At 36.1% G+C, this 23,768-nt stretch carries 18 protein-coding genes; all 18 read left to right on the plus strand.

What is annotated here, in order from left to right; genetic code table 11:
- The first annotated feature begins 7 nt into the window (after positions 1-7).
- The 18 genes from H5161_RS16620 (at position 8) to H5161_RS16705 (ending at position 23,347) form a co-directional block, all read left to right on the plus strand.
- Positions 8-442 carry a low molecular weight protein-tyrosine-phosphatase gene (locus H5161_RS16620; protein ID WP_007582278.1) on the plus strand — a complete coding sequence of 145 codons (435 nt, stop codon included), beginning with the start codon at positions 8-10 and terminating at the stop codon, positions 440-442.
- A 15-nt stretch (positions 443-457) separates the two neighbouring features.
- On the plus strand, positions 458-2,707 hold the full coding sequence (locus H5161_RS16625) for a polysaccharide biosynthesis tyrosine autokinase (protein WP_182769697.1): 2,250 nt from the start codon (positions 458-460) through the stop codon (positions 2,705-2,707).
- Positions 2,708-3,075: 368 nt separating this feature from the next.
- On the plus strand, positions 3,076-3,771 hold the full coding sequence (locus H5161_RS16630) for a cytidylyltransferase domain-containing protein (protein ID WP_182769698.1): 696 nt from the start codon (positions 3,076-3,078) through the stop codon (positions 3,769-3,771).
- The gene (locus H5161_RS16635; protein WP_182769699.1) at positions 3,771-6,023 is read left to right on the plus strand and encodes an N-acetylneuraminate synthase family protein; all 2,253 of its coding nucleotides are present in this window, start codon (positions 3,771-3,773) and stop codon (positions 6,021-6,023) included. Before H5161_RS16630 ends, H5161_RS16635 begins: the two co-directional genes overlap by 1 nt.
- Before the next feature lies 1 nt (position 6,024).
- Positions 6,025-7,242 (plus strand): lipopolysaccharide biosynthesis protein, encoded by a 1,218-nt coding sequence (locus H5161_RS16640; RefSeq protein ID WP_182769700.1) that lies wholly within the window; start codon positions 6,025-6,027, stop codon positions 7,240-7,242.
- A 40-nt stretch (positions 7,243-7,282) separates the two neighbouring features.
- Positions 7,283-7,732, plus strand: coding sequence for an acyltransferase (locus H5161_RS16645; RefSeq protein ID WP_310737017.1), 450 nt, complete (start codon positions 7,283-7,285; stop codon positions 7,730-7,732).
- A 48-nt stretch (positions 7,733-7,780) separates the two neighbouring features.
- Positions 7,781-8,821: a hypothetical protein gene (locus tag H5161_RS16650; RefSeq protein ID WP_182769702.1), complete on the plus strand. Its 1,041-nt coding sequence runs from the start codon at positions 7,781-7,783 to the stop codon at positions 8,819-8,821.
- 2 nt (positions 8,822-8,823) lie between these two features.
- Complete coding sequence (locus tag H5161_RS16655; protein ID WP_259398715.1) at positions 8,824-9,993, plus strand: glycosyltransferase family 4 protein; 1,170 nt, start codon at positions 8,824-8,826, stop codon at positions 9,991-9,993.
- Positions 9,986-11,197, plus strand: a complete 1,212-nt coding sequence (locus H5161_RS16660; protein WP_182769704.1) for a hypothetical protein — start codon at positions 9,986-9,988, stop codon at positions 11,195-11,197. The genes H5161_RS16655 and H5161_RS16660 overlap by 8 nt, the downstream gene beginning before the upstream one ends.
- The gene (locus H5161_RS16665) at positions 11,184-12,170 is read left to right on the plus strand and encodes a glycosyltransferase family 1 protein (RefSeq protein WP_182769705.1); all 987 of its coding nucleotides are present in this window, start codon (positions 11,184-11,186) and stop codon (positions 12,168-12,170) included. Before H5161_RS16660 ends, H5161_RS16665 begins: the two co-directional genes overlap by 14 nt.
- A 3-nt stretch (positions 12,171-12,173) precedes the next feature.
- Positions 12,174-13,268 carry a glycosyltransferase family 4 protein gene (locus tag H5161_RS16670; protein WP_182769706.1) on the plus strand — a complete coding sequence of 365 codons (1,095 nt, stop codon included), beginning with the start codon at positions 12,174-12,176 and terminating at the stop codon, positions 13,266-13,268.
- 36 nt (positions 13,269-13,304) lie between these two features.
- Positions 13,305-14,711 carry a mannose-1-phosphate guanylyltransferase/mannose-6-phosphate isomerase gene (locus H5161_RS16675; protein ID WP_182769707.1) on the plus strand — a complete coding sequence of 469 codons (1,407 nt, stop codon included), beginning with the start codon at positions 13,305-13,307 and terminating at the stop codon, positions 14,709-14,711.
- A gap of 307 nt (positions 14,712-15,018) precedes the next feature.
- Positions 15,019-16,434, plus strand: coding sequence for a phosphomannomutase (locus H5161_RS16680; protein ID WP_182769708.1), 1,416 nt, complete (start codon positions 15,019-15,021; stop codon positions 16,432-16,434).
- Between the two features lie 98 nt (positions 16,435-16,532).
- Entirely contained in the window at positions 16,533-17,945 is a 1,413-nt protein-coding gene (locus tag H5161_RS16685) for an undecaprenyl-phosphate glucose phosphotransferase (RefSeq protein ID WP_220493558.1), read from the plus strand.
- A gap of 191 nt (positions 17,946-18,136) precedes the next feature.
- Positions 18,137-19,057 carry a UTP--glucose-1-phosphate uridylyltransferase GalU gene (gene galU / locus H5161_RS16690; protein ID WP_182769709.1) on the plus strand — a complete coding sequence of 307 codons (921 nt, stop codon included), beginning with the start codon at positions 18,137-18,139 and terminating at the stop codon, positions 19,055-19,057.
- A 522-nt stretch (positions 19,058-19,579) separates the two neighbouring features.
- Positions 19,580-21,031 carry a capsule assembly Wzi family protein gene (locus H5161_RS16695; RefSeq protein ID WP_182769710.1) on the plus strand — a complete coding sequence of 484 codons (1,452 nt, stop codon included), beginning with the start codon at positions 19,580-19,582 and terminating at the stop codon, positions 21,029-21,031.
- Between the two features lie 104 nt (positions 21,032-21,135).
- A complete protein-coding gene (gene kdsA / locus H5161_RS16700) occupies positions 21,136-21,990 on the plus strand; it encodes a 3-deoxy-8-phosphooctulonate synthase (RefSeq protein WP_182769711.1) in 855 nt (284 codons plus the stop codon).
- 190 nt (positions 21,991-22,180) lie between these two features.
- Entirely contained in the window at positions 22,181-23,347 is a 1,167-nt protein-coding gene (locus H5161_RS16705) for a nucleotide sugar dehydrogenase (RefSeq protein WP_182769712.1), read from the plus strand.
- Positions 23,348-23,768 lie beyond the last annotated feature (421 nt).

The following is a 23,768-nucleotide window of genomic DNA, read 5'->3' on the forward strand; positions in this document are numbered from 1 at the left end:
TTTTAAAATGTTTGATTCAGTTTTAGTGGTGTGTGCAGGTAACATTTGCCGCAGCCCAACAGGTGAGTATGTTTTAAAGCAAAAGCTTGAAGGCAAAAATATTAAAGTATCGTCTGCTGGGTTAACAGCACTTGAAGGCAAACCAGCAGATGCAAAAGCAAAACAAATAGCACTCGCACATGGCGTTAATATGGATGCTCACCAAGGCCAGCAGCTTACATCAAGCTTAGTAGCGCAAAACAGCGTAATACTCGTAATGGAAGAACGCCATTTAAACGACGTACATGCTCGCTACCCCGAGGCGCGCGGTAAAACGTTTTTACTCGGTAAGTGGATTAATAACGCCGAAATACCAGATCCGTACCGTCAAAGCCAAGAGGCTTTTGAACACGTTTATACATTAATCGACAGCGCGTGTAGCGCTTGGCAAAAGTATTTATAAGGAATGGCTAATTTAATGAATACCCAGCCGAATAACAGCGCTAATAACGCTAATAGTAAAAGCACTAATAATACACAACCAACGCAAGAAATTGATTTAATGGCGCTACTAGGCGCATTGCTCGATCGCAAATATTTTATAGTAGCCGTAACCGCGCTGTTTATGTTTGTGGGTGTTATTTATGCAGTATTAAGTACCCCTGTTTATCAAGCAACAGCCATGATACAAGTTGAAGACGGCGGCGCATCAGTTCCTGGATTTGACGATATGGCAGGTATGTTCGAAAGTACATCGGCTGCAGTAACCGAAATAGAGCTACTAAAGTCGCGCAGTATAATAGGTGAGGCAGTAGATACTTTAAATCTTGATGTGATAGCAGAGCCTAAGCTATTCCCGTTTATAGGTAGCCGCGCTTCCCGCACTTTTACCCCAATAGAAGATGGCGACTTAGCCGAGCCAAGTTTTGGCGCAAGTAGCTACGCATGGGGCGGTGAAAGCATAAATGTATTTAGATTTGACGTACCACGCTTTGCAATCAATAAAGAGTTCACAGTTGTAGCACAAGCTAACAATAGCCTTGCACTTTTAAATGAAGACGGTGAGCAAATATTATCGGGTAAAGTGGGCGAGGAGCTCACAAACGGTAAGTTTAACTTAACCATTCGTACTTTAAATGCCCGCCCTGGTACAGAGTTTACAATTACCCGTAAAGATCGTCTTAATACTATTTTAGATTTGCAAACTGCTATTGGCGCAAGCGAAAAAGGCAAAGACTCAGGCATAATTAACTTAAGTTTACAAAGCACTAAACCAAGCTACGCTGAAAAAGTACTTGATAAAGTGGCCGCTATTTATGTACGCCGCAATGTTGAACGTAATAGCGCTGAGGCGCAAAAGTCGCTGGAGTTTTTAGAAGTACAATTACCTGAAATAAAAAAACAGCTTGAATACGCAGAGCAACGCTTTAACGACTACCAAATTAAACGCCAATCAATAAACATAACACTCGAGACTCAGGGAGTGCTTGAACAAGTTGTAAAGCTTGAAACTAAATTACAAGAGCTAAACCTAAAACGTTTAGATATTGGCCGTAAGTTTAAAAAAGATCACCCTGCATACCAAGGTATACTTGAGCAAATAGAAGCGGTTGAAAGCCAAAAGCAAGAGCTAGTTGGTGAGGTAGGTAACCTACCAGAAACTCAACAAGAGCTACTACGTTTAAAGCGCGATGTTGAGGTAAGCAACCAAATTTACACATTGTTACTTAGCAAAACACAAGAGCTTGATATCGTTCGCGCAGGTACTGTAGGTAACGTACGTATTATTGACTACGCCGAGGTAAATACCAGTAAGCCAGTTAAACCTAAAAAAGCATTAATAGTGGTAATGGCCACTATGCTAGGCGGCATGTTAGCTGTGGCTATAGCGCTTATACAAAAAGCAATGCATAAAGGGGTGGAAGACCCAGCAGAAATTGAAGCACTAGGCTTACCTGTATACGCCAGCGTACCGCACTCTGATTATCAAGATAAACTAAGTGGCTTTGCCGAGCGAGCCCGTAAAAACAAAGTTAATAAACCTAAAAGTATATTAGCGCTCGATAACCCAGCCGACCTAGCTATAGAGGCATTACGTAGTTTGCGTACGAGCCTGCACTTTGCGATGATGGAAGCTAAAAACAACATTATTGCTATATCGGGCCCAAGCCCAAGTGTGGGTAAATCGTTTATATCGGTTAACTTAGCAACTGTGCTTGCACAAAGCGGTAAAAAAGTACTGATTATTGATGCCGATATGCGTAAAGGCTACTTACAAACTCAGTTTGATTTAAAGTGGGGCGATGGCTTAAGTGACTACCTATCAGGTCGTTTGAACCTAGAACAAGTTACTAAACCTACCAAAGTTGAAGGTTTAAGTGTTATTACGCGCGGACAAATACCGCCAAACCCTTCAGAGCTATTAATGCATAGCAACTTTAGTAAATTAGTTGAAGAAGTAAGCGCTGCCTACGACATTATTATTGTTGATACTCCACCAATATTAGCAGTAACCGATCCTGCAATTGTAAGTGCGCATTCAGGTACCACATTGCTTGTTACACGTTTTGGTCAAAACCATGTACGCGAAATAGAGCTTACTCGTAATCGGTTTGAGCAAAATGGCATTGATGTAAAAGGCGTAGTGTTTAACGGTGTTGTTAAAAAAGCAAGTAATGCATATGGATATTACGGTTACTACAACTACGAATACAAAAGCGATAAATAATTTATTAATAGGGTCTATTGTGCTCCTTTTAATAAAAGTACAAAAACAAGGTATTACAATAAGATAGTCTAAACTGGCTGTCTAAATTTAGAAAAAGTGTCTCAATTGGGTGTAATAAAGCTGAGATACTAAATTGTCGATTAGGAGCTATCTTCTCTGGGATTACTCATTTTATTTTCAATTAAATGAAAAGAATAATCAGGAAACAAATGTATTTAAAATTTATGTATATATTAACTTCTTACACGAGCTGATTAAGCTTTAGTTTTTACTAAAGAGGAAACCGCTCTAGCCAGATTCAACTAATGGGTTGAATGATCGAAGAATTAATATAAGAACAGTTTCAAAATTGATAAATTGGATGGATAATGTCAACAATTGCATTTATACCTGCTCGTGGTGGCTCAAAGGGTGTGCCGCAAAAAAATATAAAACTCTTGGCTGGAAAGCCATTAATTGCTTGGAGTATTCAGCAAGCTAAAGAGTCCGAACTCATAGATCGTGTTATTGTATCAACAGATTGCTCTGAAATAGCTGAAATAGCTAAAAAATTTGGTGCAGAAGTGCCGTATTTGAGGCCAAGTGACATTTCTGGCGATACTGCTTCTACAGAAAGTGCAATGCTCCATTGTTGTGAGTTTCTGAAATCTGAGAATTGTCTCCCAGAAATATTCATATTAGTTCAGTGTACATCACCACTTCGAAAAATGGGAATCTTTGATAAGGCGATAGAAGAGTTCAATAAAGAACGATATGACAGCATGTTAAGCGTTTCATTATCACACCGGTTTACATGGAAAAACCAAGAGCAACCAATCGCTTCATATGACTTTCGAAATAGGCCTAGAAGGCAAGATATTAGAAAAGAAGATCAGGATTATTTAGAAACAGGCTCATTTTATATTACTAAGACAGCTAAATTAATCGAATCTAAGAATAGACTTGTAGGCAAGATTGGTATGTTTATTACACCTGAGGTAGAAAGTTTCGAAATAGACTCTGAAGTTGACTTCGTTATTTGTGAAGAGCTCATGAAACACAGAAATTTAAATAAGGGAAAATAATGTTTTTAACTAAAAACATACAAGAATATATTTGTTTTTCAGAGGCGTCGTTATCGGATGCTTTAGCGAAAATGAATGAAAATAAGGCAAGGCTTGTATTTATTGTAACCGAGCATGGTAAGCTATTAGGCAGCTTATCGGATGGTGATGTTCGAAGATGGCTTACGCAGAGTAATAAAATAGATCTAACCGTTCAGGTTAAAGAAGTAATGAATTGCAATGTGAAAGCAGTAAACTTTAATACTGCGAAATCTATTATTGAAGATAAATTTATAAATGGTGTCGATTGCATACCATTAGTCGATGATGCACAGCATCTGATTCAATTAGCATTTCAAAAACAAGATGGCTTTTTTGTTGGCGATCGTGAAATTTCAGAAACTAGCCCTAGTTTTATAATTGCTGAAATCGGTAACAATCATCAAGGTGACATAAACTTAGCAAAAGAGTTAGTAGATCATGCAGTAAATGCTAACGTTGATTGTGTTAAATTTCAAATGCGTAGCATGAAGCAGCTTTATAAAAGCGAAGGCGAAAATGATGATAGTGCTGATTTAGGTGCTCAATACACACTTGACTTACTTTCACGCTTTCAGCTAAAAAATGAAGAGTTGATAGAAGTATTTGATTATGCAAAATCTAAAGGGATACTACCTTTATGTACACCATGGGATTTAGATTCTTTAAAAGAGTTAGAAGCTTATGGTATGCTTGCTTACAAAGTAGCATCTGCAGATTTCACTAATTTTGAATTATTAGAAGCGGTAGCGAATACAGGTAAGCCATTCTTTTGCTCAACAGGGATGTCCTCTGAAGCTGAGATAAAAGAAACAGTTAATTTCCTCAATAATTTAGGCGCAAATTACGTGCTGCTCCATTGTAACTCAACTTACCCAACACCTTTTAAAGATGTAAATCTTAAATATTTGAATAGGTTACGTAAAATAACAGGTCAACTTGTTGGTTACTCTGGGCATGAGCGAGGAATTTGTGTACCAGTTGCTTCAATTACGTTAGGCGCGTGTGTGATTGAAAAGCACTTGACTGTAGATCAAACGTTAGAAGGTACTGACCATAAAGTAAGCTTGTTACCAAATGAACTTAAAGAAATGGTTACGCAAATACGTAATGTAGAAGAAGCTCTTGGTAGTGATGAAGCGCCGCGTGAGATAACTCAAGGCGAACTAATTAATCGTGAGAACTTGGCAAAAAGCCTAGTAGCTAAGGAAGGAATTGAAAAAGGCACATTAATTACTCGTGATTTAGTTGAAATAAAGAGTCCAGGGCAAGGTTTACAACCTAATCGACTTGAAGATTTAGTTGGGACTGTAGCGAACCGCGATATAGAAGCAGGCTCATTCTTTTATATGACAGACATAACTGGGCAAATTGAAAAGCGTAATTATTCATTTAACCGACCGTTTGGTGTTCCAGTACGCTACCATGACTATAGAGCTATTAAAGAAGGGACTAATTTAGATTTCGTTGAGTTTCACTTGTCTTACCAGGATTTAGAAGTAGACCTTAAAAAGTATTTTAGCGGCCCAGAGGATATTGGTTTCGCAGTACACAGCCCTGAGTTATTTGCAAACGATCACATACTAGACTTATGTTCAGACAACCTAGAATATAGAGCTCAATCAATCGATCTTTTGACTCGAGTTGTTGAAATTACAAAAAAATTAAATACTTATTTTCCAAAAACGACTGACCCTGTAATTGTAGTAAATGCTGGTGGATGGAATCATAATGGCTTTATTGATGAATCACTAAAGCAAGCAAAGTACAACCTGATTGCTGATGCCTTAAATCAAATCGATTTAACAGGTGTTACTATTGCAATACAAACAATGCCCCCTTTTCCTTGGCATTTTGGTGGCCAGAGTTACCATAATTTATTTGTAGATGCAGACGAAATTGTCGACTTTTGTCAAAATAATCAAAAGATAAAAGTTTGTTATGATGTGTCTCACACAATGATGTCTTGTAACTATTATGGTTGGGAGTTAAGTGAGTTTACAAAAAAAATTGGTAAATACACAGTTCACATGCATATTGTAGATGCGCTTGGTATAGACGGCGAAGGTATTGAAATAGGAAAAGGTGATGTAGACTTTTCTAAGCTTGCAGAAGATCTAGAAGAAGTAGCTTTTGGGTGTCAGTTTATACCTGAAGTTTGGCAAGGGCATAAAAATAAAGGGGAGGGATTCTGGAAAGCGTTACAGTTTTTAGAAAACTACTTTAGGACCTAATATGAATATAAGGTTGCCTTTATATGTTTTTGCGGATGTGGTCAGTAAAGCATCCGCAATTCTTGTGGTCCCAATTGTTTCGAATACACTAGGCGCTGAGCAATACTCTATATTGAGTGTTTTACAATCGTTAATACAAATATTTATTGTCTTCTTCGCATTTAGTGGAAACGGCTTAATACCTATTAAATTTATAAGAGAGAATGAAAGTGCTGCATCAGAAGTGCATTCCGCATTTGTTCATCTAGGGTTGTTGGTATTATTATTTTTTTTACTTATCAGCCCTTTAATTATTTATATTAAAGGTATTGATATATCGCATTATTTATTAATTGTTTTTATTGGGTTGTTTACTGCTTTTAGTGTTCAGTTCTTATCATTGTTTCGTATAAAAGAACGGTTTTTACTTTTAGCCACGGTGTTAATTGCAACGACGCTAATTTCGCAATTAGGCACCTATATCTATTTTAGTGAGAGTGGTGGAGACATAGAGACTCGCTTACTGTTTACTTTAGTAGGAGTAATGCTTCAAACTGTTATTTTGTTATTATGTGCAGAAACACCTTTTGTAGCTTTTCTTAAAAAAAAGAGGGTTAATATATATAAAGAGTGTATAGGTTATGGTGTTTCTTTGTGGCTTCATCATTTATCATACTGGGTCAGAGCATTCGCAGATCGATTAATTGTTGCTTTTATGTTTGGGGCGTCGCTTGCCGGAAACTATGCTCTTGCTGTAACGATTGCAAGTGCGGCTTATATGGGGTTTAGCGCATTATCACAAGCATTACAGTCGTTCTTTTATAAAAGAATTACGCAAATGGGAGTGCAAGCTCATATAAGTTTAGTCGTAAGGCTTAGTTTAGGTATATTTTTAGCTTTTCTTGCTTTTTGTGTCATTGCATATTACCTTTGGTTTTTTATATTCAAAAATGAATTTGAATTAGCACGGAATTTATTTGTTTTTGCTTTAATACCCGTTTTTTTACAAGTCATCTACACATTCCTTTCCCATGGGCTTTTTTACTATAAACAGAATAAAATAATTAGTAAAATATCCATAACGAGCGCATTTATTTATTGTTTTATAATAGGGATATGCTGGGTGGTTTTTAACAATATATACGGAGTGATTTTAGCTTCAACAGCTGCTTCAGCTTATCAATTAGTGACAACAACCCAAATGATTAGAAAAATTGAGGAGTCATACATTGCTAAATAGTTTAAAAAAGAAGGTTAAGTGCTGGTTCTACGGGAGAAAAGTGATTAAAAGAGCTTCAGTAGTTGGTAAAGGCGCAAAAATTAATGCCAAAACAATTATAAATACTAATACCTCTTTAGGCTCTAATTTTAACTCAAATGGCTTAACTGTTATTGGTAAAGGAAATGTTAATATCGGAGATAATTTTCACTGTGGGTTTGGCTGTGTACTGATAACTGAAAACCATCGCTATAAAAACTCTGATGCTATTCCTTATGACTCTAATTATGAAGTTTACGATACAGCGATTGGATCTAATGTATGGTTAGGTATACGAGTTACTGTTTTGCCAGGCGTTTCGATCGGTGAAGGTGCAATAATTCAAGCTGGCAGTGTAGTTACAAAAAATGTACCTCCATTGGCTATAGCCGGTGGCTCGCCAGCTAAAATATTTAGTAGCAGAGATAGTGAACATTATTTTAGATTAAAGAACCAGAAAAAGTTTCATTAACATAAATATCAATAAATTTATATTGATACGATAACGGCCAAATAATTTATGGATAATAAAGCAGTAGCTATAGTTGAGTCACCTTTACAAGCTATGAGCCTACTTGAGTTTTGTTTTTTAAAAAGTATACCACCTTCAGATTTAACTTTGATATTGAACCTAAATACTAAGATATCAGGGCATAATAAAAAACTAATAGATACTGTTTTCGATTTTTACAAATTTGAAACAGCAGAGCTTTATTCATATTACGAGTATGATATTACAGAGTCTTTTCTACAATTAGTATTTAATGCAGGTCAAATTAACGATATTGAAAAGCAGCTTCAAGAAAATCAGTTTGAGTATATGCTTATTGGAGAGTTTCGTTCATATATAGCAAGACATCTCGTAAATAAGCTTACAGTAAAACATTGTGTTTTTCTAGATGATGGAAATGCAATAAAGCGAGCTCCAAAAATGAGAGCTGAGCCTGAAAGTATAAAAGTTAAATGTAAAAATATATTTTTAAATCTATTTGGTTATGATCTTAAAATTTTAAATAAAATAACTTACTTCAGTGCATTTTTAAAAAAAAGACAATTTGTTAGCACTAAAGATAGACTTACCAAAAATGAATTTAATAAGCTAGCTTCTCTGCAAAAAGAGGCTGAAGAGAGTGATAGTATACTTGGGATTGTAGGCTCTCCACTTTTTACGGCTGGTGTCTGTACACTTGAAAATGAGCTAAAGAGTAACCAAATATTAGTCGATTACATACGAGAATTATTAATCGTAGGTAAAAAAGTTGTCTACTTTCCTCATCGGCGAGAAAGTAAAGAAAAGCTAAATTATTTTGAAAACTACGGGATTGAAATAAATAAACAGCAGGCACCAATAGAGCTAAAGCTATTAATTTACCAAAATATTAAATTAATTGGTTTTTATTCAAGCTGCTTCGAGACACTACCGTTAGTGTATCCCAATATAGAAATAACAAGTTTAACTCTTCCTTTAGAACTGGTTGAAGAGTCTTGGAAAAGCTTCGTGAATACACAATACGAAACTTATTTGGGGATTAATAATATAACAACAATAAATAGGTCCTAAAATTGAGAGTCTTAATACTAAATACGCTTTACTATCCATATAGAGTCGGTGGAGCTGAAGTTTCGGTGCAACTTTTAGCTGAAAAGCTTGCTGAAAAAGGTCACGAAGTACATATTGCTTGTACAGTTCCTAAAGATTCAAAAAACGCGAAGACATGCAGTGTTATCAATGGAGTTAAAGTACACTATATCCCACTAGTTAATTTTTATTGGCCGTTTGATGAAAAGCATAGGGGGCCTTCTATAAAGTTAGCATGGCATCTTCTGGACACATATAACCCATTTATGATGAGGCAGATCAGAGCGTTGGTCAAAAATATAATGCCTGATGTTATTCATACTAATAATTTATCTGGCTTTTCTGCAGGTGTATTATCATGCCTCGGTGGGAATGGAACAAAACTGGTTCATACTGCCCGCGATTACTATTTTTTGCATCCAAATTGCACCTTAATGAAAGGTAAGCAGCAATTGAATGGTAATAGTTTCAGTATCAAATTTTGGTCTTACTTAAGAGGTCGTTTTTTAAAAAACGTTGACTCTTTTATCTCCATATCGACCTTTGTTAAAAAGTTGCATTGTTCCCACTTTGATTTTCTAACTTTGAAATCTAAAGTTGTATTCAATCCTACAGGAACTCTTAACTTATTAAAAAAAAACAGAGAAGGCAAAAGTATACCAAAATATGGATTTATTGGGCGACTGTCTGAGGAAAAAGGTTTTGAAGACTTTGTGAAGCTGGCTGAACACTTTGCAATTATAAAAAGTGGTGCTAAGTTTGTTGCCGCAGGTAAAGGAGATAATGAATATGTTGAAAAGCTCTTAACATCATACCCTGATTCAAATATAGATTTTTTAGGTTTTGTTGACCCCTCTTCCTTTTACGAAAGTGTAGACATTTTAGTTTCACCAACAGTTTGGCCTGAACCGTTTGGCAGAACAATAATTGAAGCAAGAAGTGCTGGGGTTCTTGTGATTGCTTATCCAGTGGGAGGAATAAGTGAAATATTCCACATATTGAATGAGTCTGAATTTTTAGTTGAAAATTATAAAGAGTTATTAGAACTAACCCTAAGCTTAAGTTTTGGGGAGTTAAATATTAAAGAAAAAACTCATCAAGAATTTTCTATTGTAACGCACTGTAATATGATGGAATGTATATACAATGCTTAAGTATTATCGAATTGATACAAAGATGTTACTTAGGTTGCCATACTTTATTGTTATTCTTTTTTTTGTATTTGATGGCGTCAGAGACAATGTAAGCTTTTCGTCTCAACTAACGGTCTTAAGAGAATTAGCTATATTATTAATTTCTTTTGTTACTGCTTACTCAATATTTTCTGGAGGACTTAAAGTAAAAGCATACTTTAAGTCCTATTTATTCATTTCTTTTACTTTGTTTTTAAGTATGTTTATTTCCTATTACGCAACGATGTTTCCTGTGTTTGAAGGCCTGCGAACGGTATCAACTCCATTTTCAATAATAACTAAACAGATTCAGTTTTTTTTGTTGATAGTAGCTTTTTATAAATATGAAAGCGTAACTGGAGGTGAAATCGAACGTTTAGTTTTATTTTTTATCTATACAGCTTGCTTATATGCCCTGATAACACCTTTAATATATTTTTACCCGCCTCCTTTCTTTGAAGATTATAAATCTTGGGGTCGATTCGGTGTAGGTTATCCTACAATGGATGCTCAAATGTTTCTTTTTGCTTTTGTCTTTTCTGCTTTTTATTGTAATTTTTCAAAGGCTAAATTTTTTCTTATTGCATCTGTTTTGGTTGTAGGCACGTTACTACAAGTTACAGGGACTGGGTTTGCAACTATCGCTGCATTAGTCCTATCTTTAATTATTTTCCCCTCTAAGCAACCAAGAAGCCTGATGATAACCTTGATATTCCTCGCTACTTTATTCGTTTTTTCTTTGTATTTTTCTTATGCAGATAAATTTGAAAATGTAGTATATTTGTTTCAAAGCAAAGCTTTGCAAATATTTGGAGCAGAAGAGAGTATCTCTCTCGATATTCGACAAGAACAATTTGAACAATTAATGGTTCTAGCTAAGAATGATTTTGTTACGAACTTGTTTGGGATTGGTGGAAGTATATACGTTGAGAATCAATTTTCATTTTTTAGATTATCCTCTGGAGTAATTGGTTTTAGTCTCTTTATTATTTGGATGTTTTTGTTCGGGTCGAGAAGTTTTTCTAAATTTCAGCTTGATAATGGAGTTCTATTTTTTTCACTAATGACCTTTGTTTTGTCAAGCTATAGCCTAGTTAGTTTTTATTTGCTGCCATTGTACGGTTTACTCGCCTTGGCAACCGCTTTACATCTTATAAAAGTGAAGCATTACTATGAAAAAAATTGATTCTAGATGGTGCGCTAATCATGGGATCGGACGTTTCGCGTCAGAAATGCGGTTAGATAAGCACGGAGAAACTATTGAAGGTAGCTTTTCTGATATTTTTTCTCCATTAGATCCTTTAAGATTGTTTCTAAATTGTAGAATAGATAATGCTTGGTTTATTTCTCCTTCATATAATTGCCCTATTTTTTGGCATCGCAGATCTATTATAACTATTCACGACTTAATGCATATATATTTTCCTGATTATGCCGGTTTGAAAAATAAAGTGTATTATGATTACTTAGTAAAACCTGTGTGCAAAAAAACACCATTAATATTCACTGTGTCAGAATACACAAAGCACGAAATAGCTAAATGGGCAAATATAAACCCAGATAAAATAGTTGTTGTTTATAATGGGGTTGATGAGAATTATACTGTAAGTGTTAACCCGCATAAGCACTTAAAACCTTATGTATTGTATGTAGGTGACAAAAAGCCTCATAAAAATATTAAGCGTTTAATGGAAGCTTTTTCTAAGTCGGTGGTTAGTAATACGCATGATTTAATGCTTTCAGGCAACAGTAATGATGAAATATTAGCTTGGGCTTCAGAATTTAATATTATAGACAAAGTAGTTTTTGCAGGGTTTATTCCTGAAAATGATTTGCCCAGTTATTACAAAGGAGCAAGTTTACTGGCTTTACCTAGCTTATATGAAGGTTTTGGGTTACCCATAATCGAAGCTATGGCTGTTGGTACGCCTGTTTTAACTTCTAATGTTACGGCAATGCCCGAAATTGCTGGTGATGCTGCAATTTTAATTAATCCAGTAAATGTAAATGAAATAACGAAAGGGCTTAATGATTTAATTTCGGACATTAATTTAAGAAATTCGTTAATTATTAAAGGTCTTGAACGTGTTAAGGCCTTTAACTGGGATGCTAGTCGTATAATTTGGAATGACTCAATAAACAAAGTGGTAGGAAATTAAAAAGTGAAAGTAGCCATAATACATTACTGGTTAATAAATTGCAGAGGGGGTGAAAAAGTACTTGAGGCGTTATGTGAGCTTTACCCACAGGCTGATATTTACACCCATGTTTATGATGAATCAGCGTTTAAAAATAGCATTATAAGTAAACACAAAGTAACTACTACGTTTATTAGTAAATTGCCGAAAGCTATTAAAGCTTATCAGAGCTATTTACCATTGATGCCTTTAGCGTTAGAAGAACTTGATTTAAATGGCTACGATTTAGTTATTTCAAGTGAATCAGGTCCTGCTAAAGGTGTAATTCCTCCTCCTGGAGTCCCTCATATATGCTATTGCCATTCACCAATGCGGTATGCATGGGATATGTATAACGAATACAAAAATAGGGCTGGGTGGTTAAAGCGTAAATTAATGCCGCCTTTACTGCATTATTTAAGGCGATGGGATCAACAAAACTCAACACAAGTGAGTCATTTTGTTGCAAATAGTAGCTTTGTTGCCAAACGTATTAATTCGTATTACCGCCGTAAGGCGAGTGTTATTTACCCACCGGTTTCATTTGATGAATTTAATATAAGCGAAACACAAGGTGATTATTATCTACTTTTAGGACAGCTCGTTTCTTATAAGCGCGCAGATATTGCAGTAAAAGCATTTAATAAATCAGGAAAAAAATTAATTGTAGTTGGTGAAGGCGAGCAGTTTAATGAGCTTAAAGAAATAGCTAAGCCCAATGTTCAATTATTAGGTCGTCAACCATTTAATGAAATAAAACGATTATTGAGCGACTGCCAGGCGTTAGTTTTTCCTGGCGTCGAAGATTTTGGGATTGTCCCCTTAGAAGCAATGGCATCAGGTCGCCCTGTAATAGCATATAAAAAAGGCGGCGCTTTAGAGACTGTGGCTGAAGGTATTTCGGGTATGTTTTTCAATGAGCAATCCGAGCAAAGCTTACAAGCCGCGATTAATGAATTCGAAAATAACAAACACAATTTTAAACCTGAAGTAATAAGAGCTTATGTAAAGAAATTTGATCAAACTCGGTTTAAACAAGAATTTAAAATTTTAGTAGATGAAGTTTTATCAGAATATTGATTTAGCGTAAAAGTGTAATAATTAAAGGAATTTAACATGATCTTACCAGTAGTAATGGCGGGCGGCTCAGGCACACGCTTATGGCCTCTATCGCGCGGTAATTACCCCAAGCAATTTTTAACATTAAGCGGTGATTATACGATGCTGCAAAGCACGTTAAATCGCTTAGATGGATTAGACCATTCACCGGCTATGCTAATTTGCAATGAAGAGCATCGTTTTATAGCGGCAGAGCAAGTACGTCAATTAGGTGTTGGGCACAGTGGTATACTTTTAGAGCCCGTAGGGCGTAACACAGCCCCAGCCATTGCGCTGTCTGCTTTCAAAGCATTAGAAAACGGCGAAGACCCGTTGTTACTCGTACTTGCTGCAGACCATGTTATTAATGATACGAGTGCGTTTCAGCAAAGCGTTAGCCAAGCGGCAACGCTTGCTGAGCAGGGTAAGTTAGTGACCTTTGGTATTGTAGGTAATAAACCAGAAACAGGTTATGGCTATATTAAGCGCGGTGAGCAGTATCAGGCAGGGTTTGTGGTAGAGCGTTTTGTAGAAAAACCGAATGAAGCTACAGCACAAGACTATATTAAAAGCGGTGATTATTACTGGAATAGCGGTATGTTTTTGTTTAAAGCAAGCCGTTACCTAGACGAGCTAAAAGCATTCCGCCCAGATATATATGCTGCGTGTGAAAAAGCCATGCAAGTGCAAAATGATGATATGGATTTTGTGCGTGTAGATAAAGCGGCGTTTGAAGCATGCCCAGACGAATCAATAGATTATGCGGTAATGGAACACACTAAAGATGCTGTTGTTGTGCCTATGGATGCAGGCTGGAGTGATGTGGGTGGTTTTGCTGCATTGTGGGAAGTATCACCGCAAGATGAAAATGGTAATGCATTTAGTGGTGACGTAAAAGCCGTTGATACAAAAAACACCTTGGTGTTTGGCGAAGATAAACTAGTTGCTACCGTTGGCGTTGAAAATTTGGTCATAGTAAACACCAAAGATGCGGTGCTCGTTGCGCATAAAGATAAGTCACAGCATGTTAAAGCAATAGTACAACAATTAAAAGATGAACAACGTTCAGAAGCTACGCTACACAGAGAAGTATACCGTCCTTGGGGTAAGTATGACTCTGTTGATAATGGTGAGCGTTTTCAAGTTAAGCGTATAACTGTAAAACCTGGAGCTAAGCTGAGTGTACAAATGCATCACCACCGTGCAGAGCACTGGATTGTAGTATCTGGCACGGCCAAAGTACAAATTGACGATACAGAGCAGTATGTAACAGAGAACGAGTCGGTTTATATTCCTATCACCGCGGTTCATGCTTTAGAAAACCCGGGTAAAGTTGATTTAGAATTGATTGAAGTGCAATCAGGCTCCTATCTTGGTGAAGACGATATAGTGCGTTTTGAAGACCGCTATGGTCGTGTTAAATAATCTATGCTTTTTGACATGAGCCACTAAGTGCGAATAGATATATTAGTTCTCTTGGTGGTTCATCTGCTTGTAGGTGAAACTTACTTTCTCAAGTTTATAGTCCCCAACCCCGAAGTAAATTCGAACCTATATTATAAAAATATTCCCTAGGCTAAGTTTTACCCTTCGTTTATAAGTCTTGTATTGCCCAAGTACGAAACGAATGTGAACAGGTACCTGAATCATACTTCTATTTATGAAGCGCAAAATGTCTCATAGCTTTAGGTATCGTAAAACTTAAATAAAATTAAAATAATTCGGAAATATAATGAATAAATTAATTAGTTCTCAAGTTATTGCTAATAGTAGCGTTGCTTTCGGTACAAGTGGTGCTCGTGGGTTAGTAAGCGATTTTACTCCTGATGTATGTGCTGCTTTTGCCGTTGCTTTTGTCAAATCAATCGACAATGAGTTTAGCTTTGATACAGTCGCGATCGCGATTGATAATCGTCCAAGCAGCTACGTAATTGCACAAGCCTGTGTAGAGGGGCTAAAGCAACTGAATATAAACATCGTTTATTATGGTGTTATCCCTACGCCGGCACTTGCATATAAAGCTATGCAGGACGGTATGCCAAGTATTATGGTCACAGGTAGTCACATTCCATTTGACCGTAACGGCCTTAAATTTTACCGCCCTGATGGCGAAATAACTAAAGCTGATGAGCAAGCTATTTTAAATAGCGATACAACATTAAGGCAGGTTAAACACCTAACCGATATTTTCGTATGTAAATCAGCAGAGCAAGCTTATATAAAACGTTATGCAGAGCTGTTTAGTAGTAATGCTCTTGTGGGAAAAAAAATCGGTATATATGAACATTCAAGTGCAGGACGAGATATATACAAAACTTTTTTTGAAAGCTTGGGAGCAGATGTTACTTGTTTAGAAAGAAGTAATACGTTTGTTCCTATCGACACGGAAGCTGTTTCGGATGAAGATAAACAAAAAGCACTGGATTGGTCAAGTAAATATGGATTTGATGCGATATTCTCTACTGATGGAGATGGTGACCGACCATTAGTTGCTGATGAAAATGGGCTATGGCTCAATGGTGATACGCTTGGGTTAATAACGAGTCAATTATTAAATATAGAAGCATTGGCTGTACCTGTGAGTTGTAATACCTCGATAGAAAAATCACATCGCTTTAAGCAAGTCGTACGCACAAAAATTGGTTCACCATATGTAATTGCCGAGTTTGAAAGTTTAAAAGCAGACTTTACACGTGTTGCTGGTTTTGAAGCTAATGGTGGTTATTTATTAGGCTCTGATATTGATGTAAACGGAAAAATACTTACGGCACTGCCTACGCGTGATGCTTTATTGCCGGTACTACTGTTATTATCACAAAAAAAGAGCATTGCAGAAATGCTTGTCGGACTACCTCAGCGCTTTGTAGCAAGTGACAGAGTAAAAGAGTTTCCAACACAAAAAAGTAAAGAACTATTAAAGCAACTAACGAGTAATTTAGCGCTTCTTACATCTGCGCTTAACTTACCACCGCACATTGCTGTAAATACAACAGATGGCCTGCGTATTACATTGGAGAATAATGATATATTACATTTTAGACCATCAGGTAATGCGCCAGAACTACGTTGCTATGCTGAAGCATCAAGTAGTAGTGCTGCACAGAGTTTAGTTGTTAAAGGATTGAGCTTTTCACAAAGTTACAAATAGAGTATTAAATTATATCTGCCTTTCAGAATGCATTATGTGACTGAAGTGCCATTGTCTAACAAATAATTAAACATAAAAATATTTTGTCCGAACTTTAAGTGTTCGTTATTGAATTAATAAAAGAGAGAATTATGTCTAAAGGATTTGCAAAAGATCATAGCTTATTGGTTGCAACCTTACACCGCGGCTCTGACCTATTTGCTATATTTATCGGTTTTTCAGTATCAATGTGGCTAATAAATGGCGATATATGGCCCCAAAAGAGTTTTATTCTTACGCTGTTTTTAAGCATTGCTATTGCTTTTTGGCTATACCCATATCTAGGCATGTACAGAACATGGAGAGGGGAATCTAAAGTAAAAGAAATTGGTGTAGCGACAACATGTTGGACATTAAACCAAGTTATTTTAGGGGCTATTTATTATATCTCTGATAACTCATTGAATTACGATAATAAATTGTTTATATATTGGTTTTTTGTCGGTGGGCTTGCTCTTATAGTTATACGTTTTAGTATTCGTTTAATGCTTAACAAGTACCGCTCTATAGGTGGTAATCAGCGTAGAGTCTTAGTAATTGGTGATGGTGAAATTGCGATTCGCCTAGTTAATAAAATTTTTAGCTCACCATGGACAGGTTATAAAGTATTGGGATCTTTTGGTGATGCACATGTTGAAGGCTGTTCGCATTTGGGCGACTTCAACAAAATTGAGGCTTATATGGATAAATACAGCCAATTAATTGATCAGGTTTGGATTGCTTTACCACTATCTGATGAGCTATTGGTTGAGCAAATTTTGCATAGCCTGCGTAATGCAACTCAAACGATTCGATATATACCTGATATGCGTGGTTTTAGGTTAATAAACCATTCTGTAAGTGATATTGCCGGTTTACCTGTTATTAACTTAAGTATGTCACCCATTAGTGGCGGAAATCAGCTTCTTAAAGTTATGGAAGATAAATTTTTATCCGGGGTGATCTTATTGATGATTAGTCCCATTCTTCTAATTTTGGCTATTGGTGTTAAAGTCACTTCACCTGGACCTGTTTTTTATAGGCAAGAACGGGTTAGTTGGAATAATAAGACATTTATGATGCTTAAATTTAGAAGTATGCCTCAAAATAGTGAAAAGGACGGCGTACAATGGGGGGGAGCCAAAGGTAAAACAAACACTAAATTTGGTCAGTTTATTCGTAAAACTAGTCTCGACGAATTACCACAGTTTATAAACGTTTTAAAGGGTGATATGTCGATAGTAGGTCCGCGTCCGGAGCGTACTGTTTTTGTTGAGCAGTTCAAAGATGAAATTCCTGGTTATATGCAAAAGCACATGGTAAAAGCAGGAATAACAGGTTGGGCACAGATTAATGGTTGGCGCGGCGATACTGACTTACAAAAGAGAATAGACTGTGACCTATATTACATAGATAATTGGAGTTTATGGTTAGATATTAAAATTATATTTTTGACTATTTTTAAAGGTTTTATAAATAAAAACGCTTATTAATAACTTGGTTGTGGTTGTTAAGTTTTCTTGTTAGCAACTTACTATCTCATTGAGCTGAGGTGTACATTTTATTTTGTGTTTTTTTGGAACCTAATCTTAATATTTATTATCCTAAAATTTATTCAGGCTATTAGTTTAGTACTGTTAGGGTAAATTTAACGTGTAAATTATTTTCAAATAAAGGACTATCTATGAAAGCTGTTATTCCAGTTGCCGGTTTGGGCACTCGCATGTTACCAATGACTAAAGCAATTCCTAAAGAAATGCTACCAATAGTTGATAAACCACTTATTCAGTACATTGTGAATGAATGTGTTGCGGCGGGTATTAAAGAAATTGTTTTAGTAACGCATAGCTCTAAAAATGCGATAGAAAACCACTTTGATACTAGCTTTGAGCTTGAAGCAACTCTTGAGAAACGTGTTAAGCGAACGTTACTTGAGGAAGTTCGATCAATATGCCCACCTGATGTCACTGTTATGAGTGTACGCCAAGGTGAAGCTAAAGGTTTAGGCCATGCCATTTTATGTGCTAAACCTATCGTTGGTAATAATGATTTTGTTGTGCTACTTCCTGATGTAATACTTGATGCACATACGGCTGATCAAAAAACAGAAAATTTAGCCGCGATGATCAAACGCTTTAATACTGCTCAAGCAAGCCAAATTATGCTAGAGCCTGTTGCACTAGAAGATGTGAGCAAATATGGTATTGCCGATATTAACGGTGTTCAATTAATGCCAGGTAAAAGTGCTGCAATTAAAACTATGGTCGAAAAGCCTGCTGCCGATGACGCGCCTTCAAACCTTGCTGTTGTAGGGCGTTACGTATTAAGTAAAAATATTTGGCCTTTACTGGCTAAAACTCATGTAGGCGCAGGTGGTGAAATACAGCTTACAGATGCTATTGATGCATTAATGATGCAAGAAGCTGTAGAGGCGTTCCACATGAGTGGGCGTGCTCATGACTGTGGAGATAAGCTAGGTTATTTAAAAGCCGTTGTTGAATATACGATACGTGATGAAAGGCTAGGTAAGGAGTTTACTCAACATTTAAAAGCATTAGTTAATGGCGAAAGTGCGTCAACACTTAACAATGTGGTTAATTTGTAAGATATAACCTGTGTTGATTATAAAATTATAAACCGTGTTTAATTTAAATACGGTTTTTTTGTTTTTAGATTAGGTTTGTATATTACCAAGCTCAGTATTTAAAGCGACATCAACATTCTATGAAATTAAACTCTTTGTAGGCGTGAAGCTTGGTCACGCAAAGGGTTGTTAATTAACTATGTGTGAATTAAACGCGCTAGCAAGCAAAGCGCCTACAAAAAATAGACATCGGTGCGCCCGATGGTAATTAAATCTTTGAAATCGTCTCAACGTAGGCGTGAAGCTTGGTCACGCAAAGGGTTGTTAATTAACTATGTGTAAATTAAACACGCTAGGCAGCAAAGCGCTTACAATAGACTGGCTTAGGTTTTCTATGTGGTAGAGTTGGTTAGTATGGTGTAATCGATTAAGTACTGTATATTTAACAGAGATAGTAAATTAATACAGATCGTTGTTGTTAACCCATCAGCGATTTTTTATTATGTAAATATTACCTAGAACATAACAATAAATGGAAGAACAATGCTAAAAAAATTACCTGTATTAATTGGATTAATGTTTAGTTCTCAGGTTTTTGCAAGTGGGGTCTCACCTTACTTACCTTTAAAACAAAACCCACAGTTAGAGCAACTAGTTGAAAAGCTCCTTGTTGTTGGCGACAACGCTCATATGATGAGCAAGCCTTATAAAACAACAGAAGTGCTAAAGGTATTAAAATCTATTGAGCATAGTTACCCCAGTTTGTATCAAAAACTGTTTAACGAACTCGCTCTATATAAGCAAACCGATGCAATGACTTATGCTAAAGCTACAATAGCTTATGGTAATGGATCTAAATCCATACCTAATCAGCGCGGACAAAGCGTTGATACTTATTTAAAATTAGAAGCCGGTGGCTTTGCTAATTTTGGTAATCATTTTGGTGTAAGTGTGGGCGGTATTGCCAACGAAGATAATTTGCTCCCAACTCAAAGCTTTGTTTATTTTGGTAACGAGTATGCACAAGTAGATATAGGCTATAGGGAACGTTGGTATTCACCATTTAACGATAGTACAATGATTTTAAGTACAAATGCTAAAACCCTTCCTTCTATTGGCATTAGCAATGTGGAGCCTATTACCGACTTTGATATACGTTACGATTTGTTTTACATGAAAATGAAAACAGACCCTGCGATCAATTCAGGCAAAGAGCTTGGCTTAAAAGTTGAAGGTAAACCTCACTTAGCGGGGGTGCATTTAAGTTTTTCTCCTTTTGATGATTTAACCTTAAGTGCTAACCGTTTATTGCAATTTGGTGGTGGAGATCGCTCTGTTGGCATTAGTGATTTTGCCGAAGCATTCTTCTTACCCGGTAATAACGATAATGTGAATGGTGAAGAGCTTTCTGAGTTTGGCCCAAATTATGAAGTAGGTGACCAACTTGCCTCTGTTAGTTTTGACTATAAAGCGACCTGGTTTGATGTGCCTTTTAGTTTTTATGGTGACGTTGGTTTTGAAGATACCTTTGGCGGTGGTAAAAAGAATAATGCTTATAGCTTTGGACTATTTTTACCATATTTACACGAAGATCATAGTTTAAGGCTTGAAAATAGCCGTTGGCAAGAGGGTTGGTACATAGCTCATTTATACTCTTTGGGTAATACAATTAGTGGCCAAGTTTTAGGGCATTGGGCAGGTAATGAGCGTGGTGAAAACCATCAGCCGGCGGCTGAAAGTCAATCTATTAACTGGGTATGGCAATATAGTTCAACACAAAATATAGATACTACATTTCGTCGTATCGAAAATGGTTTAGAGCAAGGCGATAATGGTGCAGGGCGTTTACCTGATGAGCCTTACACAATAGGCTTTGAACTAGAAACCCGATACACCCAACAAATACAAAATGGTTATTGGGGTATTGAACTTTATACTGGTAAAACTGTTTTTGACGATAATTTTTTCAGGATAGGTGCTTTTTATGGCTGGTAGTAAATAAAGTAATCGGATCATTTTTTTGCTCTATTAGAGTAAAGTTAAATTTTAAGTTTAGTGAATACTTAAAATATATAAATATTGAATTATGAAGGGTAAATATGAAAGACCAAATTATAAAAATTAATGAAATAGAACTAGCAAACAACAAACCGTTTGTATTGTTTGGTGGTATTAACGTATTAGAATCTCGTGATTTAGCTATGCGTGTTGCAGAGCATTACGTAGAAGTAACGACTAAATTAAATATTCCTTATATATTTAAAGCGTCATTTGATAAGGCTAACCGTTCTTCAATCAATTCGTACCGTGGTCCTGGTATGGAAGAAGGTTTAAAAATATTTGAAGAGATTAAAAACACGTTTAAAATTCCACTTATTACTGATGTACATGAACCGCATCAAGCAGCGCCTGTTGCTGAAGTTGTTGATGTAATTCAGTTACCCGCTTTTTTAGCACGTCAAACGGATTTAGTTGTGGCGATGGCTAAAACAGGTGCAATTATTAACGTGAAAAAACCACAGTTTTTAGCGCCACATGAAATGCGCCATATCATTACTAAATTTAATGAAGCGGGTAATAATAACATCGCACTTTGTGAGCGTGGCTCTAGCTTTGGTTATAACAACCTAGTGGTTGATATGCTGGGTATGGATGACATGAAAGCAATGGCGCCTGTTATTTTTGATGCAACACATGCACTTCAACGCCCTGGTGGCCGAGCTGATTCTGCTGATGGTCGTCGTGCACAAGCAGCAGAGCTTGCACGCAGCGGTATGGCGCTAGGTATTGCAGGTTTATTTATTGAGGCGCATCCAAATCCTAACGAAGCTAAATGTGATGGCCCATGTGCGCTAGCGCTTAGTAAGTTAGAGGGGTACTTAACGCAAATGAAAGCGGTTGATGATTTAATTAAAAGCTTTGCTCCACTTGATACAAGTGCAAGCGATTTGTAATTGTAGCTTCATAAAAACCATTTAAAGCAAGTTGCTTATAATGAAATTGTTTAAGCTCATGCAACAAATAATAGTTATATATTTTATTGTAGAGGAAACTCTCTTCTTAGGTATATAAAGTGTCATTATTACTTATTTCAGAACATCTGATATTATGCTCTTGGATATTAACTAATCTTAAAGGATTAATATGAAAATTGCTGTAGTTGGTACGGGCTATGTAGGCCTTTCTAACGCTATGTTGCTAGCACAACACAATGAAGTGGTTGCCTTAGATATAGACGAACACAAAATCGCACTTTTAAATGATAAAAATTCACCAATAGTTGATACCGAAATTAGTGAGTTTTTAACACGTAGCGACTTAAATTTCACCGCAACTACTGACAAAGTAGCAGCTTATAAAAATGCTGATTTTGTAATTATTGCTACACCCACTGATTATGATGTTGAAAATAACTACTTTAATACCAGCTCAGTAGAGGCTGTAATTAAAGATGCGATAGCGCACAACGCAGGTGCAGTTATGGTGATTAAATCAACTATACCTGTTGGGTTTACACATAGTATTAAAGAAAAACTTGGTATTAATAACTTAATATTTTCGCCTGAGTTTTTACGTGAAGGTAAAGCGCTACACGATAACCTATACCCATCACGTATTGTAGTCGGTGAGCAAAGTGACCGCGCAACAGTGTTTGCTAACTTACTTAAGCAAGGCGCTATAAAAGAAGATATTGAAGTACTGTTTACTGACTCAACTGAAGCTGAGGCTATTAAACTTTTCTCAAATACTTACTTAGCAATGCGCGTCGCTTATTTTAATGAGCTTGATAGCTACGCTGAAGCACATGGCTTAAACTCTAAGCAAATTATACAAGGTGTTAGCTTAGATCCGCGTATTGGTAGCCATTACAATAACCCATCGTTTGGATATGGCGGCTATTGCTTACCAAAAGACACTAAGCAACTACGTGCAAACTATGCAAATGTACCAAACAATATTATTGGTGCCATTGTTGATGCTAATACGACACGTAAAGACTTTATTGCGGATTCAATACTTAAACGTAACCCTAAAGTGGTTGGTGTATATAGGTTAGTAATGAAAAGCGGATCTGATAATTTTAGAGCTTCGTCTATTCAAGGTATTATGAAGCGTATTAAAGCCAAAGGTATTGAGGTAGTAGTTTACGAACCAGTACTTAAAGAAAATGAATTTTATCACTCGCGTGTAATTAAAGATTTAAGTGAGTTTAAACAAATATCTGACGTTGTTGTATCTAACCGCATGGTTGAAGAGCTTAGCGATATTGCTGATAAGGTTTATACACGTGATTTATTTGGTAGTGACTAGTATATAATTTTATATAGCGTCCATTTATTATGGGCGCTTACATTTATTTTCTGTATTTTAAACATAGATAGTTATTAAAGAAGCGAGCAGTCATTTCTCTTTTTTATATTAATACTGAAATGAAACAGATTTCTAAACATTACCTTTATTAATTTAATAACAAGTATAAACCATTCATTTAAATTGCTTACATAACCTTACCAATACCTTTCTCTCTTATTTTTCCTTACCTTGAATCAGCATATTACTGGCTAGATTTCTTTAGTTGTCAGGTAAAACCTTAATATGTTAATTCCTCTTTATTATTAATTCTATAAAAAAGGTTAATAAAACTATGGATATAGAAATTAAAATTTACTAATATTTAACATGTGTGTCTTTGAGTTTTATAATATATAAAGTTCAAAGAGAGCAGTGCTAA

The organism is Pseudoalteromonas sp. SG43-5, from assembly GCF_014164345.1.
Lineage (GTDB): Bacteria > Pseudomonadota > Gammaproteobacteria > Enterobacterales > Alteromonadaceae > Pseudoalteromonas > Pseudoalteromonas distincta.

Coding starts and splice junctions, on each gene's coding strand:
- H5161_RS16650 (WP_182769702.1), top strand. CDS start 7,781: ATGGATAATAAAGCAGTAGCTATAGTTGAGTCACCTTTACAAGCTATG.
- H5161_RS16620 (WP_007582278.1), top strand. CDS start 8: ATGTTTGATTCAGTTTTAGTGGTGTGTGCAGGTAACATTTGCCGCAGC.
- galU (WP_182769709.1), top strand. CDS start 18,137: ATGAAAGCTGTTATTCCAGTTGCCGGTTTGGGCACTCGCATGTTACCA.
- H5161_RS16640 (WP_182769700.1), top strand. CDS start 6,025: ATGAATATAAGGTTGCCTTTATATGTTTTTGCGGATGTGGTCAGTAAA.
- H5161_RS16695 (WP_182769710.1), top strand. CDS start 19,580: ATGCTAAAAAAATTACCTGTATTAATTGGATTAATGTTTAGTTCTCAG.
- H5161_RS16675 (WP_182769707.1), top strand. CDS start 13,305: ATGATCTTACCAGTAGTAATGGCGGGCGGCTCAGGCACACGCTTATGG.
- H5161_RS16635 (WP_182769699.1), top strand. CDS start 3,771: ATGTTTTTAACTAAAAACATACAAGAATATATTTGTTTTTCAGAGGCG.
- kdsA (WP_182769711.1), top strand. CDS start 21,136: ATGAAAGACCAAATTATAAAAATTAATGAAATAGAACTAGCAAACAAC.
- H5161_RS16660 (WP_182769704.1), top strand. CDS start 9,986: ATGCTTAAGTATTATCGAATTGATACAAAGATGTTACTTAGGTTGCCA.
- H5161_RS16665 (WP_182769705.1), top strand. CDS start 11,184: ATGAAAAAAATTGATTCTAGATGGTGCGCTAATCATGGGATCGGACGT.
- H5161_RS16625 (WP_182769697.1), top strand. CDS start 458: ATGAATACCCAGCCGAATAACAGCGCTAATAACGCTAATAGTAAAAGC.
- H5161_RS16680 (WP_182769708.1), top strand. CDS start 15,019: ATGAATAAATTAATTAGTTCTCAAGTTATTGCTAATAGTAGCGTTGCT.
- H5161_RS16705 (WP_182769712.1), top strand. CDS start 22,181: ATGAAAATTGCTGTAGTTGGTACGGGCTATGTAGGCCTTTCTAACGCT.
- H5161_RS16630 (WP_182769698.1), top strand. CDS start 3,076: ATGTCAACAATTGCATTTATACCTGCTCGTGGTGGCTCAAAGGGTGTG.